This window comes from Rhizobium sp. BIGb0125 (assembly GCF_024810055.1).
GTDB lineage: Bacteria > Pseudomonadota > Alphaproteobacteria > Rhizobiales > Rhizobiaceae > Agrobacterium.
Genome location: NZ_JANUDV010000004.1, coordinates 1 through 17,525 on the forward strand (window position 1 = coordinate 1; position 17,525 = coordinate 17,525).

Annotated in this window: 16 protein-coding genes; 8 read left to right on the forward strand and 8 right to left on the reverse strand. The window is 53.9% G+C overall.

Annotated elements, in window-relative coordinates; translation table 11 throughout:
• Together M2418_RS11785 and M2418_RS11790 are read left to right on the forward strand one after the other, a co-directional pair.
• Window positions 1–546: ABC transporter ATP-binding protein (locus M2418_RS11785; protein ID WP_259146698.1), on the forward strand; the 546-nt coding region annotated here is incomplete at its 5' end.
• Window positions 546–1,307 carry an ABC transporter ATP-binding protein gene (locus tag M2418_RS11790; RefSeq protein ID WP_192489323.1) on the forward strand — a complete coding sequence of 254 codons (762 nt, stop codon included), beginning with the start codon at window positions 546–548 and terminating at the stop codon, window positions 1,305–1,307. The genes M2418_RS11785 and M2418_RS11790, both read left to right, overlap by 1 nt.
• A gap of 203 nt (window positions 1,308–1,510) precedes the next feature.
• Here the strand turns inward: M2418_RS11790 and M2418_RS11795 are convergent, their stop codons facing one another.
• The 8 genes from M2418_RS11795 to M2418_RS11830 form a co-directional block, all read right to left on the reverse strand.
• Entirely contained in the window at window positions 1,511–2,557 is a 1,047-nt protein-coding gene (locus M2418_RS11795; RefSeq protein ID WP_259146702.1) for a glutathione synthetase, read from the reverse strand.
• 9 nt (window positions 2,558–2,566) lie between these two features.
• Window positions 2,567–4,441, reverse strand: coding sequence for a flavohemoglobin expression-modulating QEGLA motif protein (locus M2418_RS11800; protein ID WP_259146705.1), 1,875 nt, complete (start codon window positions 4,439–4,441; stop codon window positions 2,567–2,569).
• Window positions 4,438–5,256 (reverse strand): N-formylglutamate amidohydrolase, encoded by an 819-nt coding sequence (locus tag M2418_RS11805; RefSeq protein ID WP_259146708.1) that lies wholly within the window; start codon window positions 5,254–5,256, stop codon window positions 4,438–4,440. The genes M2418_RS11800 and M2418_RS11805 overlap by 4 nt, the downstream gene beginning before the upstream one ends.
• Before the next feature lie 305 nt (window positions 5,257–5,561).
• Window positions 5,562–6,383 (reverse strand): sugar phosphate isomerase/epimerase, encoded by an 822-nt coding sequence (locus M2418_RS11810; protein WP_259146711.1) that lies wholly within the window; start codon window positions 6,381–6,383, stop codon window positions 5,562–5,564.
• The gene (locus M2418_RS11815; protein WP_259146713.1) at window positions 6,383–7,825 is read right to left on the reverse strand and encodes an enolase C-terminal domain-like protein; all 1,443 of its coding nucleotides are present in this window, start codon (window positions 7,823–7,825) and stop codon (window positions 6,383–6,385) included. Before M2418_RS11815 ends, M2418_RS11810 begins: the two co-directional genes overlap by 1 nt.
• Before the next feature lies 1 nt (window position 7,826).
• Complete coding sequence (locus M2418_RS11820) at window positions 7,827–8,990, reverse strand: dihydrodipicolinate synthase family protein (RefSeq protein WP_259146714.1); 1,164 nt, start codon at window positions 8,988–8,990, stop codon at window positions 7,827–7,829.
• Window positions 8,991–9,001: 11 nt separating this feature from the next.
• Window positions 9,002–10,144, reverse strand: a complete 1,143-nt coding sequence (locus tag M2418_RS11825) for a Gfo/Idh/MocA family protein (RefSeq protein WP_259146715.1) — start codon at window positions 10,142–10,144, stop codon at window positions 9,002–9,004.
• A 234-nt stretch (window positions 10,145–10,378) separates the two neighbouring features.
• The gene (locus tag M2418_RS11830) at window positions 10,379–11,074 is read right to left on the reverse strand and encodes a TetR/AcrR family transcriptional regulator (protein WP_250985347.1); all 696 of its coding nucleotides are present in this window, start codon (window positions 11,072–11,074) and stop codon (window positions 10,379–10,381) included.
• Between the two features lie 118 nt (window positions 11,075–11,192).
• On the opposite strand from M2418_RS11830, the gene M2418_RS11835 reads away from it, so the two are divergent.
• The 6 genes from M2418_RS11835 to M2418_RS11860 all read left to right on the forward strand — a co-directional run bounded on the left by M2418_RS11835 (window position 11,193) and on the right by M2418_RS11860 (window position 17,515).
• Window positions 11,193–12,482 (forward strand): ABC transporter substrate-binding protein, encoded by a 1,290-nt coding sequence (locus tag M2418_RS11835; RefSeq protein WP_259146716.1) that lies wholly within the window; start codon window positions 11,193–11,195, stop codon window positions 12,480–12,482.
• Between the two features lie 108 nt (window positions 12,483–12,590).
• On the forward strand, window positions 12,591–13,442 hold the full coding sequence (locus M2418_RS11840; RefSeq protein WP_405049421.1) for a carbohydrate ABC transporter permease: 852 nt from the start codon (window positions 12,591–12,593) through the stop codon (window positions 13,440–13,442).
• Window positions 13,435–14,310: a carbohydrate ABC transporter permease gene (locus M2418_RS11845; RefSeq protein ID WP_259146717.1), complete on the forward strand. Its 876-nt coding sequence runs from the start codon at window positions 13,435–13,437 to the stop codon at window positions 14,308–14,310. Before M2418_RS11840 ends, M2418_RS11845 begins: the two co-directional genes overlap by 8 nt.
• Window positions 14,311–14,327: 17 nt before the next feature.
• Window positions 14,328–15,341, forward strand: a complete 1,014-nt coding sequence (locus M2418_RS11850) for a Gfo/Idh/MocA family protein (RefSeq protein WP_259146718.1) — start codon at window positions 14,328–14,330, stop codon at window positions 15,339–15,341.
• Entirely contained in the window at window positions 15,334–16,401 is a 1,068-nt protein-coding gene (locus M2418_RS11855; protein WP_259146719.1) for a Gfo/Idh/MocA family protein, read from the forward strand. The genes M2418_RS11850 and M2418_RS11855 overlap by 8 nt, the downstream gene beginning before the upstream one ends.
• 37 nt (window positions 16,402–16,438) lie before the next feature.
• Window positions 16,439–17,515 (forward strand): ABC transporter ATP-binding protein, encoded by a 1,077-nt coding sequence (locus tag M2418_RS11860; protein WP_250985141.1) that lies wholly within the window; start codon window positions 16,439–16,441, stop codon window positions 17,513–17,515.
• The last annotated feature ends 10 nt before the right edge of the window (window positions 17,516–17,525 follow it).

A 17,525-nucleotide genomic window follows, 5' to 3' on the forward strand; every position in this document is an offset into this window, starting at 1 on the left:
TTTTCGTTGAACCCGATCCGTCGGGTGGGCGATCAGGTGGCTGAAACCTATTTGCGGCATTTCAAATGCGCCAAGTCGGAAGCCAAAGACAAGGCACTGGCCATGCTGGAGGCGGTGAAGATCCGTGACCCACAGCGTGTCTACCAGCAGTATCCGCACGAGATTTCTGGCGGTATGGGCCAGCGTGTGATGATTGCCATGATGCTGCTGGCCGATCCTGATCTGGTGATTGCCGATGAGCCAACATCGGCGCTTGATGTGACCGTGCGCCTTCAGGTGCTCAATATTCTCGACAGTCTTGTCCGCGATCGCGGTATTGGCCTGATCATGATCAGTCACGACCTTAATCTGGTGCGCAATTTCTGTGACCGCGTTCTTATCATGTATGCCGGCCGCGTTGTGGAAACCCTTGAGGCACGTAATCTCGATAATGCGCAACATCCTTACACGCGTGGTCTGCTGGCTGCACAGCCGCGTATTGGCGGCGCGCGTGCGCCGCTTGCGGTGCTCGACCGTCGTCCTGAATGGCTGGAGGAAACTGTCTGATGTCCGTTTCTGTTGAAACTCGCGATCTTTCCATTTCCTTCGGTACTGAACCCAATGCGGTCAAGGTTCTGCCCGGTGTATCGTTTTCTGTTCAGCCGGGAGAATGTTTCGGACTGGTGGGAGAATCCGGCTCTGGCAAGTCCACCGTTCTGCGTTGCGTTTCCATGCTGACGGATTTCTGGAAGGGTGAGGTGCTGATCGCCGGCAAATCCGTTCGGGATATGCCGCTGATCGACCGTTGCCGCATCCTGCAAATGGTGTTTCAGGATCCATATGGTTCCTTGCATCCGCGCCAGTCGGTGCGCACAGTTCTGAATGAACCGCTGGTCATCCACAAGCTGGGAGACAGGGAAGAGCGAATGCGCAAGGCCATCACCGATGTTGGCTTGCCGGTTTCCTTCCTTGATCGTTTTCCCCACCAGCTGTCCGGCGGTCAGCGCCAACGCGTTGCTATTGCCCGTGCGCTGATCCTGGAGCCATCCTTACTGCTATTGGATGAACCAACTTCGGCACTGGATGTGTCTGTTCAGGCGGAAATTCTCAACCTGTTGCAGCGTCTTCGCGAAGAGCGTGGTTTTACCTACATCATGGTCACCCATGATCTGGCTGTGGTTGATCACATGTGTGATCGCTTTGCGGTGATGTTGCGGGGCGAAATTACCGAAATCCTGCCGCGCCAAGCCATCGCTGGAAACGGTGCCACGCATGATTATGCGCGTGAACTGATTGGTGCATCTCTGGAGTACGAAGGCGCACATTAAAGTGCTTGGCGCTTAACCGCGCAAAAGGTGTTTCGACTATACCAAACCGGCGTAATCTTCGCCCCTATATGGGGTGTGCTTAAGCCGATATATCGCATCTTCTGTCGGGCCGCATCTCCATTGCGGCCCGTGTCCCGGGGCATCAGCCCAACTCCTCCCCACTTGCCCGGCATTTTTGCCGGGCATTTTTTCTGCGAAGTGTTTTAGATGGCCGCGAGGATGCGGTTGCAGATCGGCTTGCTGGCTGCTTTCTGCATGGTCACTTTTTGCTCGACTGCTTGAATGATTGTGTCGCTGAAGTCTACACCGCTCAATTCTTTGATATTCCACAGGCCGCCCGGCGAAAAAACATTCACTTCCAATATCTTGTCACCGACAATATCGAGGCCGACAAGGAACATTCCGTCCTCAATCAGTTTGGGACGCATGACCTCTGCAAGCGCCAGAATGTCGTCATTGATTTTTACGGCCTCCGCAGTCCCCTTTGCATGAATGTTGGAACGCAGATCGCCCTTGGCAGGGACGCGTCTCAGCGCCGCATGCACGCCATTATGGACAAGTGGCTTGCCATTCATCATGAAAAACCGAACGTCACCTTCGGTCGCAGCTGGCAGATATGCCTGCGCAATCAAATAGCCTTCGACGCTGATAGCTTCGAAAATCTGGTTAAGGTTGGCTTCCTTGCTGGAGCTGATTTTAAATACGTTCTTTCCGCCTGATCCCTGTAAAGGCTTTACAACAACCCCTTTGGGATGCTGTTCCACAAAGCTGCGCAGTTCATCCGGATTACGGGTGATCAGTGTGGTAGGGCGCACAATTTCCGGAAAGCTTTGAAAATAGAGCTTGTTCTGGGCCTTTGTCAGTCCCTCGGGATCGTTGAGGACAACCACACCGCGTTCTGCCGCCATTCGTCCGAACAGCACACCGGCATGAACTGCCCAAGGGCGGGCTGTCAGGTCAAGCGACGGGTCGTTGCGCAACATCAATGCATCGATTTCGCTAACATCGAATGTCTTGCGTTCCAGAGCCTTGTCCTGCAAAGCGGCATGGAAGGTTTCCGGCTTCTTATATTTAGCGTGTGGTAACACTGCTGCATGAACAGCGAGGCTGTCGTCATCACGCAGGCTGAAATCGCCGGGGCAGAGGTATACGACCTCATGTCCGCGATTGAGTGCTGCCATAGCCATCAGTGCGGTTGCAAACTGTGGGCCTTCTGACTCGATGGAATTTACGAAAAATGCAATACGCATATGTCCCTCCTAAAGATTTGCCATGTCCGATATTGGCAATCCCTTGCTGATGTCTTCCAGTCGCTTTTTTGCGCTTTCGTCAGCGAGAAATGCCGGATAAATATTTGGTGAGCGCAGGAGGCCACGTTGTGCCAATTCCTGCATAATGGGAAAATGATCGGCAGCAATTTTGCCCATCCAGAATGGATCAAGTGAGCCGCCATCGCGCAGATGGAAGACCACCTGGGCCAGACCGCGAAGATAGATCGCATCCTTGCTCAAGCCACCACCGCGATAAATCCTCAGTGTCAGGTTGAAAGCACCCGCAGCACTAAGTCCGTGGGTTTTGGTCATCAGGTGAAATGTTTCGGTAAATGATGCGCCGTCAAGCATGGCCGCGCAGGCAACGACCCGCGCTGCAATCAGGCGCAGGCGTTCGCGAGTCATGCCGCCGGTGAGATATTCAGCCAGCACGGCCAGCCCTTCCTGAACACCTTCGTAGCCGGAAAGGCCATTTCTGAATACTCGCAGGCCCTGCGAGGAGCCGTTGAAGTATGTTAAAAGATGCACGCCGATTTCGTGGGAAAGAAGGGCATCGATCCGTCGCCGTTCCATCAATGTATGGCGTGAGACAAGCAACTTGCTGCCGGTGACCATAAGGCCGGGTGGCAAGTCGTCCCGTATTTCAACCCTCGCCGAAAACTCGGGTGAAACATCATGATATGCCGCCACCATGTCACGGGACTTTTGAGCCACCTCATAACAATCTGCCATGGCAATCTCGCTTGCATCTTCATCCAGTTTGCAATGTGCAAGCACATCTTTGGCAAGAGAGAGCAGGTTGTCCTCGACCGGACCGTAAAGGGCGCGGCTGAAATCCGTGAAGCGGTGGGTGTTCAACGACCGTAACATCGTCAGTTGCAGGTCTGTCTCCTGCTGCTTTTCTCTGTAAAGACGATAAAGAACCGGATCTTCCAGATGTTCGAAAGCAATAGAATAGAGTTTTCGTTTTTGTGCTTCCACGTCCACGCCCAATGGACGATAGAGGAACTTTGGCTCACGCTCAAAATCGCTTTTTTCAAACTCCTTGAATGCCTGACCGGCATTGATGGGCGTGACGGCGAGTAGAAAGTCGAAAGAAGAAACGATCTCGTCCATAGCACGATCTGCACGACGCACAGCGTCGACGAAAGCTTTACGGCCAAGTGCGCGGTGTGAAGCAGTTTCGAGCGCTCCGGTCTTGCTGCTATAGGCCGCGAAAGCCTGTAACCCTGCATCGGAAATGTTGGAGATCAGACGTTCCCGCAGGTCTGGATAAAAAGCACCGGATTCGGGTTGTCGATAGATTGGTGCATAACGCACGGTGATACTGGGAAAATCGATGCCAGCTTTGCGCAATTTAAGCTGAGGGTCGTCTTCTGGACGCGGCGCTGTAATACGCGGTATTCGGAACATGACCTCTGCATCGCAGACAGCCTTGATGAACGCCTCCATGGCGATATGTATTTCAGGCCCGTTGCTCGCTGAGACAGAGACATTGAAATGTGGAAGATATGGCGAGTCATCGGCAAGAAGGATGTCATGTTCGAGTTCGCCGACATCCAGTAGCATGAATGCGCCAAAGGTCTTTCGCATGGCGTTGCCGACTGCCCGGATAAGCGGGGCGGCTTCATTCAGAGTATTGGCAATGAGATAAGATGCATTTGCAGCGACGACATCGCGGGCAGCGAGGTCCTTTGTACCGCCTGCAATGTGAACACACAGGAATGGCAATGGCCGGTCGATGTGCAAACGCCCCGCCGTGCCGATATCTCGGCGAACGGGAGTGCCCGCCTGAAGACAGTTGACGACATCATCCAGCAGTTCGTCGCTCGCTGTTGTACTGATCAGAGGAACAACGCTCATCTGGCATCCCGAACCAAGCTCTCAAGCATCTTGGCGCCCGCTGATACAAGTTCTCTCAACTCGGTAATCGCCTGCTGATCTGGCTCGCCTGTCCATTCATCCATGAAGATTTTTTTGAATTCGACTGCTATTGCGCAACCGGTTTGCGGAAACCGCTCGTGAATGAAACGGGTCTGCTCACCCTTGCCCTGAAAGGCCACATTTTCGCGGACGTCCAAAAGACGGCCTTTTATCCGGCGTGATGCAAAAAGCTGTCCGAGTGCCGTTACAACACTGCTCCAGCGCTGCGTATCCATCGACCATGTTCCGATGTTAATATCAGGGGCGTCAGCTTGCGGCGTAGGGGCACCATCTGCGCCGCCACGGCGATGGTTGTAGCTGTGGACATCCAGAACGATAAACTGGCCGTGCCGCTTTTCCATGCGCTTCAACACAGTTTCGAGCGTTGCGTAATAGTCATCATGAAATGAAAGGGATTGTTCAAATTCGTCAGGGGACAGGGGCCTTTTCCAGACCTCAAGACCCCAGGATTGTTCGGGTCTGGTGTAGACCGCATCCGGTTTGGCGCGATTGAGATCGGTTTCAAACCGCGAGTGATGGACGATGATGCGGTTCTGGACGTCGCGAATAATCTCGCCGGTAAACGGATCTTCTTCACGCAGCCTTTGATCAGCCGAAAGTGCCATGATATCGCTGATGTCGGCGCGCACCGCATGTCCGTCATGTATGGCAGTGGCAATAACGGGGCTGTCGGCAAATTCCAGCGTCCAGAGTTTCCCTGTTGCTGTCTTTTCCAAGCCTTCGTTGATACGCATACTGTGCCAATCCTTGCTTATGTTTTCAGGATTGGGAAATGATTGGCCAGGCTTGTTTGTTCCCTTGATGCGTGTCCCTAGACAGCAATTTCTGGTTTTAGATGGGGGATACGCAGCGCGGCAAAGGCGATTGGCCAATGGAAAAGACTGGTGGGATGTGGCCGTTTTTTATGTCGGCGGCTGATGCATTTTACGGCAGCTTTACATACTGGCGCAATTAGTTCGGCTCTAATGGATGTTAAACCCAATGTGGCAAGCAGACCCAACGTTAGGTGCGCCATCGCCTGTTTTCCGTTCGATATGCATCAGCAAACGGTTTGGTAGCGCTGGACGATTGTCGACAGTACCTCGTCCACTGGACGGGCCAGCCAGCGGTGCGAGAAAATCTCCACCTCTTGGGGGCCATGGAAACCGGCAGCTTCTATCATGCGCCGGAAGCCTTTCAGGTCGATGACGCCATCTCCCATCATGCCGCGATCATTAAGCGGGTCCGTGGTTGGGACAAGCCAGTCGCAGATATGATGCGCCAGAATTTGACCGTTGCGACCAGCGCGTGCCACCTGTTCCTGAAGCTCGGGATCCCACCACACATGATACACATCAATGGCGACGCCTGTGCCGTCTCCCAGCCTGTCACAAAGGTCGAGCGACTGCTTGAGTGTGTTGAAACATGCGCGATCTGCGGCATAAAACGGATGAAGAGGCTCGATGGCTAGCGGAACGCCGGCCGCACGGGCATAGGGCAAAAGTGCCGCCATGCCATCCTCAACCATTTGTCTTGCTCCTACAATATCGCGAGAGCCCTGTGGTAATCCGCCGACCACCATGACCAGGCAATCTGCGTTCATGGCGGCTGCTTCATCTACCGCGCGACGGTTATCTTCGAGAGCTTTTTGTCGTCCGGCTTCGTCCGGTGCGGGGAAAAACCCACCGCGGCAATGGCCGCTGAGGCGTATGCCGTTTTGTTCGATGATTGTGGCGGCCTCTTTCAGACCAACACCGTGAACCTGATCGCGCCACGGAGAAATGGTGGTGATGCCATGGGCAAGGCAGGCATCGATCAGTGCGCCGAATGAACCACCCTGTTTGATTGTCGCAAAATTGATCGAAAGACCGTCGATAGTCATTATGTTCTCTCCTGATCTGACGAAGATGTTTCCAAGGCGCTAAATGTGGCTTTCGCCGCATTGGCTGCCACCCCAAGCCCCTTGGCCGCGATAACTGTCGCCAAAGAAATCTGGCCGTTGACGGCATTGAGTTTGGCTCGGCTGTCGCCTGCATTACGGTAGAGATCCGGATGCGCACTCAGCCAGGCGTGGTTTTCACTGTCTGTTGCTCCGGCCATGCCGTTAACATAGTGGTGACCGTTTCGCTCGATGTGGCCAAGGCCGAGCAGGGCGGCCAGCGCCAAATCCTGCTGAACTGCAATGCCAGCCTGCGTAGTCAAATCTTCCGCCGACATGAAGTAACCGCCGCTATTTTCGCCATTCCATTTTGAAATGCGCATGGCGTTCAGAACCGAACGGTAAAAGCCCTTGCAGGATTTCGATGAGATGCCGCGATACCCCTGCGCTTTCGCCAACAGGAAAGCGTCTGGTGTGCCATCCGATTCATCAATTTCAACCGGTACCTTGGCGGCAAGGCGGGATACAGATTGATTGAAAGCATTATGCCTGGCTATCGGCTGTTCGATGAACAGCAGGGAGCGTCGCAACTGTGCAAGTGCCGGTTCAGCATCAATCCGCGCCAATAGATCGAGCACACTGTCTTCATCTGCGAACTGTTCGTTACCATCAAGTGTCACCCGATAGTCTGGCAGGGTCGCCAGAACTGCTGCTATGGCCTTCAGTCTTTCCGTGTCTTCTTTTGGTCGTCCCGATACCTTGAGCTTGAAGTAGCGTATGCCGTAGGTCGCGATTTCTTCTTCCAGGCATTCCGGTAAGCCGTCATTGAGGCGAGGGGCCTTGATGTCATCAGGTCGCAGCGCATCTATGTAGCCGACCGTATGACGCAGAAAGAGGCTTGGTTGTGGTTTTAAACCTTCGAGGAAAACGCGCATATCAAATGCGGCAAGATCGGGCGTGGTCGATGCATTGATGCCGGGTAGGTTTATGCGGATTGCGTCTGTAACGGACAAATCATTGAGCCTGCAAAGTGCGTCGAGAATGGCACGGTCGACAAGGGCAAGTCCAAATGATGCGATAAGGCCGTTAAAACCGCGCTTTGCCGCATCATTGTGATGCTGAGGCTCCATCCTCGCATGAAGCTCAAAAGCCGTTGCAAGCTCTGCCGTTCTAGTAAGGGCGACCGCCATATGCAGCGATTGACGCAGTTGATCTTCGTTCTCGGCATTTCCAAGATCCGGGTTCTTGTCGAACCATTTGGGCACCATCAACTCGGCTGCATAACCTTCCGCTACGCGTCCCTTGCTGTCCTCGATCGTCAGCGAGAGAAAAGCCTGCGTTGCTTCGGTTACGGTGGCCGCACCAAAACGAAACGGCACCCGCATGGCAAGACGCCGTTCGTAAATTGCGGCGTCCTTGATTTTCAAGACAGGTGTTTCGGACATCTCAATTGACACCTCGAACAGCGAGAAATGCTTTCATGCGATGTGTGGCTTCATCCGGGTCCGCCAAGACATTGGCCTTGTCAGCCAATCGGAACAGCTCTGCAAAATGTTGAGTCGAACGGGTACTTTCCTGTCCACCAATCATGGTGAAATGGTTTTGTAGTCCATTGAGGTAAGCAAGGAAGACAACGCCAGTTTTATAAAAACGTGTTGGTGCCTTGAATATATGGCGCGACAACGCAACGGTTGGCTCCAAAATGTCGAAGAACTCATTGTTGGCACCACGTTTCAGACTGGCGAGTGCCTTGGACGCGGCGGGCGCGATGGAATCAAAAATGCCAAGCAAAGCGTCGGAATGGCCGTGCTCATCACCGGCAATGAGTTCGGCGTAATTGAAGTCGTCGCCGGTATACATGCGCACACCAGATGGCAGCCGGCGACGCATCAATATTTCCTTTTCCTTGGAAAGAAGAGAAATCTTGATGCCGTCGATTTTGTCGGCATTGGCAGAAATCATTCCAAGGCAGGTATCCATCGCCGCCATATGATCGCCCGATCCCCAATAACCTTCCAGCGCGGGATCGAACATTTCACCCAGCCAGTGGATGATAACCTTCTCTTTTGCCGGTGCGAGAACCCGTGCATAGGTTTCGAGATAATCGTCAGGTGATTTTGCTGCGGCCGCCAATGCGCGACTTGCCATCAAGATGACCCGTCCACCTTCGCCTTGCACGAAATCCAGCTGTTCAAGATAGGCGTCAACAATCGCATCGAGGCTGTAATCGGTGCCGACCAGATGATCAGTACCGACGCCGCAGGCGATCAATGCGTCCTTGCGACTTGCAGCTTCCTTCAGGGAGCGGGAAATCAGTTCCTGCGCCTGTGGCCATGCTAGTCCCATACCACGCTGGGCGGTATCCATGGCTTCGGCAACACCGAGCCCCAAATCCCACAGCCGGTGGCGGAAATGCAGCGTGCCTTCCCAGTCAATGGCCGGGGTCAGCCATGGGTCGTTTTCTGCAAATGGGTCTGCGACAACATGGGCGGCTGCAAAGGCCACGCGGTTAAAATCTGCGGCACTGCGCTTTTCGAGCGCTATAGGTGTACCACTCAGTGTGTAAAGCTCGATCGAGCGATCATCTTTCGGCAGCTTGAGTTCGGTCATTGTCGCCTCCCTCAGGAAATGGCCGGAACATCGAGCCAGCGGCGTTCCTTCCAGGATTTTAGCCCCAGTTCCGCCAGCTGTACGCCCTTGACGCCTTCGATCAGGCCGTATGGCCAAGGATCATTGTCAACCAGATGCCGAACGAACATTTCCCATTGGGCTTTGAAGCCGTTGTCGTACGCGGTGTTGTCAGGCACTTCCTGCCATGTCTTGTAAAAATCGATTGTCTGCGGCTGGTCCGGGTTCCAGACCGGTTTAGGTGTGTTGGTGCGATGCTGTGTCCAGCATTTCGTCAGGCCGGCCACGGCAGAGCCATGGGTGCCATCCACTTGAAAGGTGACGAGATCGTCGCGACGAACGCGAACTGCCCATGACGAATTGATGTGAGCGATAACGCCACCTTCAAGTTCAAATGTGGCATAGGCGGCGTCATCGGCGTCGGCAACGTAAGGGCGGCCTTGTTCATCGAAACGCCGTGGAATATGCGTTGCACCAAGGCAGCTCACAGCTTTGACTTCACCAAACAGATTGTCGAGCACGTAGCGCCAATGGCACAGCATATCGAGAATAATGCCGCCGCCATCCTGCAGGCGATAATTCCAGGATGGACGTTGCGCTGGCTGCCAGTCACCTTCAAACACCCAATAGCCGAACTCGCCACGAACCGAGAGGATTTTGCCGAAGAAGCCGCTATCGCGCAGCATTGCCAATTTGCGCAGGCCCGGCAGGAACAGCTTGTCTTGTACAACGCCATGTTTGATGCCCGAGTTTTCCGCAAGGCGCGCAACTGCAATCGCTTCTTCCATGTTGTCGGAAATCGGTTTTTCACAATAGACATTCTTGCCCGCCTTGATGGCCTTCGTCAGCAGGCTGCCGCGCATCTGGGTGGTGCCAGCGTCAAAAAACAGCGTATCGTCCGGGTTGGCCAATGCGGCGTCAATATCTGTCGTCCAGCGCGCAATGTTGTGTTTCTTGGCAATAGCCTCGATTTTTTCACCGTTTCGCCCGACGAGAATCGGATCAAGCATAACTTTTTCGCCACTTTTTAGTGTGACGCCGCCCTGATCGCGAATGGCAAGAACAGAACGCACAAGGTGCTGGTTGTAACCCATGCGGCCAGTAATGCCATGCATGATGACGCCAATACGTTTCATGATATTTCCTCCCATGACCACCTTCTCCCAAAGGCGGTGTCTCCTCAGACAATGGCAACTTGTAACCATTTGGTTATTTGTGAAATTGAAAGGCCTGTTCTGTCAAGATGTTTTTCAAAATATGGAGGCGCCATTTTCCTGTGCCGTGAGGCGGCAAGGGTGATGCAATGCAACGACGGGCGCGCAGCGGCGCGCGCCTTTAAGGCATCAGATGTATCTGAATCGATGGTGACGTCAGGGTCTTATGCTGGCTAGCACGGTATCGACAATATGCTGTCCCCATCGATCGAGTTCTGCCGGTGCGGCAAGGTCCCGCTGGAAAATTGTTGAAAGCGTGTAGCGGTTCGACAGGTAAAAAAATCCGAGTGAAGCGATGGTCAGATAAACGTCGACCGGATCAAGGCCGGCTCGAAATTCACCGCTTTCAGCGCCACGCTTCAGCACGTTTTCCAGTTCCGAGATAAAGTTGGAATGCATCTCGGTAATCGTTGTGGATTGCCTGAGATAGCGGGCCTGATTGAGGTTCTCAGTTGCGAGAATGCTGAGAAATTCCGGGTGATCCAGAAAGTAATGCCAGGTAAAAAGCGCGAGTTCTTTTAGACCTGCAGACGGTGCCTTGTGGGTCAGGTCCAGTCTGTGTTCTGCGTGACGAATGTGGTGATAAGCGTCTTCAAGGACTGCAAGATAAAGCGCATCCTTGTCACCAAAATAGTGATAAATCATGCGCTTGTTTGTGCCGGCCCTGCGCGCCACAACATCGATACGTGCTCCGGCCAGCCCCTTCGCTGCGACCTCGCGACGGGCCGCCTCTAGAATGGCCGCGCGTGTCCGTTCTGGATTGCGCTGCTGTGTAGACCCGCGTTTGCGAACAGGCTTCACGCTCTCGTTTATGTCCGGATCAATATTGTTATTCGTATTTGTTTTATCCATCACGACACCCGCTTGACAATGCGCTCGATCAGTGTTCCCATGTAACCAATTAGTTATAAAACAGCAATAGCTGTTCTCGAGCATCATCAATTGGCATTCAATATGGGAGGAGTTGCCAATGTCCATGACGCTTCACAGGCGCACTGTGCTTTCGGGAGGCCTTGCGGCCTTAACTCTTGCAACTCTTGGCGGTGGTTCTGCCAATGCGCAGGCTGCGCGCCTCCGCATGTTATGGTGGGGTTCGCAGGAGCGAGCTGACCGTACCAACAAGGCCATTGAGGCCTATAAGGCGGTAAAGCCCGACCTTGCGATTGCGGGAGAATTCGCAGGCTGGAGTGATTACTGGCCACGCCTTGCGACACAGGTTGCCGGGCGCAATGCCCCAGACCTGATCCAGATGGATTACCGTTATATTTTTGAATATGCGCGCCGCGGCGCGCTGGCGCCACTTGATGATTATATTGGCAAGGCGCTGAAAATTGATGATTTCGGCAAGATGAACATCGATTCCGGCCGCGTGGATGGCAAGCTTTACGGCGTCAATCTCGGTGTGAATTCCAGCGTCATGTTTTTTGATGCTGCAGCCTGGGAAAAAGCCAAGGCAACGCCACCATCAGTTGGTCAGACATGGGAAGAGTTTGCAGAAAATGCCACGATCTTTGGCAAGAACAAACCAAAGCCCGGTTATTTTGCAACGGCTGACTCCAGTGGTCTAGAGCCCAGTTACGAAAACTGGCTGCGCCAGAACGGCAAGTCACTATTCACGCCGGAAGGCGGTCTGGGATACGATGCTAGCGATGCCGCCAAGTGGTTTACGATGTGGGCCAAGATGCGTGAAGCTGGCGCCTGTGTTCCCGCAGATATCCAGGCCCTTGATCAGTTGAACATTGAAACAAACCCGTTGACCACGGGCAAGTCGGCGACGGCTTTTGCTCACTCCAACCAGTTTGTCGGCTATCAGGCACTCAACAAGGCTAAGCTGTCGTTGACCTCCTATCCAAAGGTTTCCAAGGATTCGCCATCCGGTCACTATCTCAAGCCGTCCATGCTGATGAGCGTTGCCAATGGCAGTGCGGGTGCTGAAGCGGCGGTTGAATTTATCAACTTCCTCGTATCGGAGCCGGAAGGCGTTGATATCCTGGGTGTGGAACGCGGCGTGCCAGCATCAGAAGCCATGCGTAGCCAGTTGGGTCCAAAGCTGAACGACGTCAGCCAGGCAATGGTGAAATATATCGCCGACATTACCCCTGATGTCGGTGACTTGCCGCCTGCACCACCACCCGGCGCCGGGGAGTTGGCGTTCGTACTGACCCGCACCAGCCAGGAAGTATCGTTTGGGAAAATGACGCCGGAGCAGGGCGGTGAGCGCCTTGTCACAGAAGCTGAAGCTGTTCTGAAGCGGAAGTAATCGCAAATGACCATGCAGTCTGACATTCTTGCGAGGGAGGGCCGTGAAACGGCTCTCTCAAAACGGGGCGGTTTGCGTCGTGTTTTTGATCGCAACTTCCACGCCTATATGTTTCTGCTGCCATGGCTGATCGGCTTTTTCGGCCTGACGCTGGGCCCTGCTTTGGCCTCGCTCTACCTGTCATTCACCAATTACGATTTGCTGCAGTCGCCCGACTGGGTTGGGGCATCCAACTATGTGCGCATTGCCACGGCGGATCCGAAATTTGCCGCAGCGATGAAGGTGACCTTTACCTATGTTCTGCTGTCGGTGCCGCTGAAGCTGGCTTTTGCCTTGCTGGTTGCGATGGCGTTCAATCGCGGCATCAAGGGCCTGACGCTCTACCGTGCTATCTTCTACCTGCCATCGCTTCTCGGTTCCAGTGTGGCAATTGCGGTATTGTGGCGCCAGCTGTTTGCCTCCGACGGTCTCGTCAACATGATCCTGTGGCAATTGTTCGGTTACGAGGGACCAAGTTGGGTCTCCAACCCTGATTATTCGCTCTACACGCTGGTTATCCTGTCCGTGTGGCAGTTCGGCTCGCCGATGATCATCTTCCTGGCCGGCCTTCGCCAAATCCCGCAGGACATGTATGAAGCGGCTGAAATGGACGGTGCCAGCAAAACACGTCAATTTTTCCGCATTACGTTGCCGCTGCTGACGCCAGTGATTTTCTTCAATGCGGTGATCCAGACAATCGACGCCTTTAAGGCATTTACGCCAGCCTTCATCATCTCCGAGGGTACCGGCGGACCGATCAATTCGACATTGTTCTACACATTGTATCTCTATCAGGAAGCCTTTGGTTTCTTCCGTATGGGATACGCCTCCGCTTTGGCATGGATACTGGTTGTCATCATTTCTTTGTTCACAGCCTTCTCCTTCCTCAGCGCACGTTATTGGGTGCATTACGATGACTGATGTTGTTACCGCCCCACGTCCGGGAACCGAAGTTCAACGTTCGCCGCTTCGCTCCACCTTGTTGCATGTGGCCCTGATCATCAGTTCGATCGGCATGCTCTATCCCATTTTGTGGATGATCTCCGGCTCGTTCCGACCGCAGGAGGAACTGTTCGGCTCCTCGTCGCTTATTCCATCGGCACTTGATCTCGGCGGTTATATCCGTGGCTGGACAGGTTTGCAGGTCAGTTTCGGCCAGTTCTTCTGGAACTCGTTTTTCATCGCAGTGCTGGCAACCATAGGCAATGTGGTCGGATGTTCGCTGGCGGCCTTCGCCTTTGCGAGACTACGGTTTGGTGGGCGCAATTTCTGGTTTGCCTTGATGCTGGGCACATTGATGCTGCCCTATCACGTTGTGCTCATTCCGCAGTACATCATGTTTTTGGAGCTTGGCTGGGTCAACACATCACTGCCGTTGATTGTGCCAAAATATCTGGCGACCGATGCCTTCTTCATCTTTCTTATGGTGCAGTTCTTCCGTGGTATTCCGCGAGAACTGGACGAGGCTGCGGTGATGGATGGATGCAGCCCCTTCCGTATCTACTGGAAGATCATGCTGCCCTTGTCTTTGCCGGTCCTTGCCACTGCCGCGATCTTTTCTTTCATCTGGACTTGGGACGATTTCTTCGGGCCGCTGATTTATCTGAACGATATCAATACCTACACGGTGCAGCTTGGTCTGCGGTCCTTCATCGACTCCACCGGTAGCTCCGACTGGACAGCCTTGTTCGCCATGTCCAACCTGTCGCTGATACCTGTTTTCCTCTTCTTCCTGTTTTTCCAGCGCCTTCTGATCGAAGGCATCGCAACAACCGGCATGAAACGCTGAAACGCCAAGGCATACCCATGAAACCTGTTCGATTTGCAGCCATAGGCATCAACCACGACCACATTACCGGGCAAACCCGTTGCCTGCTGGATGCGGGCGCTGAGTTTGTCGGTTTCCATGCAGTGGAAGACGACTTGTCCCAGGCCTACAGCGCGAAATTCCCCGGCGCACAGCGGTTTGATGATAAGCGCCGCCTTATTGAAGACGAAACCATCGATCTGATTATCAGCGCCGCCATCCCCGATGAGCGTGCTGGCATCGCCATCCAAGCGATGAAGGCGGGCAAGGATGTGATGGTTGATAAACCTGGAATGACCACGCTTGAACAACTTGCCGAGGTGAAACGCGTTCAGGAAGACACTGGCCGCATTTTCTCTATTCTCTACTCAGAGCATTTCGAAAATCGAGCGACCGTAAAAGCGGGAGAACTGATTGCCGCTGGCGCAATTGGCAAGGTGGTGTCGACGGCCGGTTTTGGGCCACATCGCTTGCGCGCACCGACCCGACCCGAGTGGTTTTTCAAGCGCGAGCGATACGGCGGTATTCTGGTTGATATAGCGTCGCACCAATGCGAACAATTCCTGTTTTTCACGGGGTCAGATACGGCCGACATCCTGTCGGCAACGGTTTCAAACCGTGCCAATTCGCAGTTTCCTGGCCTGCAGGACAGCGGTGATATCCATCTTTCGACTGCTGATGCCGATGGCTTTATCCGAGTAGACTGGTTTACACCCGAAGGGTTGCCGAGCTGGGGTGATGGTCGTCTGTTTATCACTGGAACGGAAGGCGCAATCGAACTGCGCAAAAATATTGACGTTGCTGGTCGTGAAGGTGGCAATCACCTGTTCCTCAGCGACAAAAAGGGTGTTCAATACATCGATTGCTCTAATGTGCAGCTTCCCTATGGTGCGCAACTGATTGCCGATATCCGCAACCGTACCGAAACGGCGATGCCGCAGGCCCGTTGTTACGCGGCGATGGAACTAGCCCTGAAGGCCCAGAAGCTGGCGGAGGATAAAATCCATGGCTAAGCGTTACAAGGTCGGCGTTATCGGCTGCGGTATCGGCAAGTCGCATATGGAAGAGGGATATTTTCCGCATGCCGACAAATATGAAGTTGCTGTGTTGTGTGATCTCGATGAGGTCAGGCTGAATGCGGTTGCTGACGAGTTCGGTGTCAAAACGCGGACACGCCTGTCCGATGAGGTGATGGCTATGGAGGATATCGACATCATCGATATCTGCACGCCGCCCGCCACCCATACCAAGCTCATTCTGCAGGCGCTTGCCGCAGGAAAACATGTCGTTTGCGAAAAGCCGCTGACAGGATCATTGGCGGAAGTGGATGAAGTAAGGCGTGCCGAACAGACCGCAAAAGGCGTTCTCATGCCGATTTTCCAGTACCGATATGGTGAAGGTGTCGCTCAGGCGCGTCACATCATTGAAAGCGGATTGGCAGGTAAACCTTATGCTGGGACTGCAGAAACCTTCTGGAAGCGTACTGCCGATTATTACGACAATCCGTGGCGTGGACGCTGGGCAACCGAGCTTGGCGGCGTGCTGATGACCCATGCAATCCATCTGCATGACATGCTGACATATCTCATGGGACCGGTTGAGCGTGTTTTTGCGCGCACGGCAACGCGAGTCAATGCCATTGAGGTTGAGGATTGTGTTTCAGCCAGCCTTCTCATGCAAAATGGTGCGCTTGTTTCCGCCACCTGCACGTTGGGGTCTCAGGAAGAGATCAGCCGCCTCCGACTCGCATTTGAAAATGTCACCTTCGAAAGCGTGCATTCTGCCTATTCGCCCGGGGATGGGCCGTGGCAGATCATTCCTGCAAATGAAGAGATTGGTTTGAAAATCGCTGAGCTTGTTAAAGAAATGCCGTCGATTGGTCGACGGTTCAACGGCCAGATGGCAGCCTTTTATGAGACGCTTGAAAAAGGAGAACGCCCGCCGGTGACGAGTGATGACGCGCACCGCTCCTTGGAGCTTTTGACGGCGATTTATCATTCAAACGATACCAACAGCGATGTTGCTCTGCCGATTACGCAGGCCCATCCGAAGTACAAGAGCTGGCGGCCTTAACAGGCTGGATCTAGGCTGCCGGACGGGAGGAAACGATATGGCAAGCAGCATTATACTGGAAAAAATCGTCAAACGTTATGGTTCGCTGCCAGTCATCCACGGCATCGACCTGCAAATTGAGCCGGGTGAGTTTACGGTTTTTGTCGGTCCTTCCGGCTGTGGCAAGTCTACGCTGTTGCGCATGATTGCCGGGCTGGAAGAAATCTCCGGCGGCGAATTGCGTATTGATGGTGAGCGGGTGAATGAGACGGCTGCGTCCAAGCGAGGCATCGCCATGGTGTTTCAGTCCTATGCGCTGTACCCGCATATGAGTGTTTATAAGAACCTGGCTTTTGGTCTGGAAACGGCCGGTTACAAGAAGCCGGAAATCGAAGCACGCGTCAAAAAGGCAGCTGATATTCTGCAGATTGATCCACTGTTGCAGCGCAAGCCAAAAGCACTCTCCGGTGGCCAGCGTCAGCGTGTTGCGATTGGGCGTGCAATTGTGCGCGAACCCAAGATATTTTTGTTCGATGAACCTCTGTCCAACCTTGATGCCGAACTGCGCGTGCAGATGCGCGTTGAAATCGCCAAGCTGCACCAGACACTTGGCAGTACAATGATTTATGTGACGCATGATCAGGTGGAAGCCATGACCATGGCCGATAAGATTGTTGTGCTTCGGGACGGACATATCATGCAGGTTGGCAAGCCGCTTGACCTCTACAACCACCCGGCAAACCAGTTCGTTGCAGGCTTCATTGGCTCGCCAAAGATGAATTTTCTCAGTGCGAAGCTGGCGGCCGACGATGGTTCAAAGCGAACTTTGGAGGTTGCAGGCCAGAAAATACAGCTTGAAAAACCATTGGCGGCACAAGACGGCGAGCCGCTGACTTTTGGTGTGCGGCCCGAACATGTTGAACCGCAGGCACAGTCAGCCACCCTTGGTCAGGGCGCAATTCAGCTTGTCGAGCATTTGGGTGGTTCGACCGTTGTCTACACCAATACAGTGGATGGCCAGTCCGCGACGGTGCTACTGGATGGCCAAAAGCACATCAGGATTGGTGAAACCATTCCGCTGGCGTTTGAGCTTGCAAATACACACATCTTTGGCGCTGATGGGCGCAGGCTTTGAGGATGCTCCG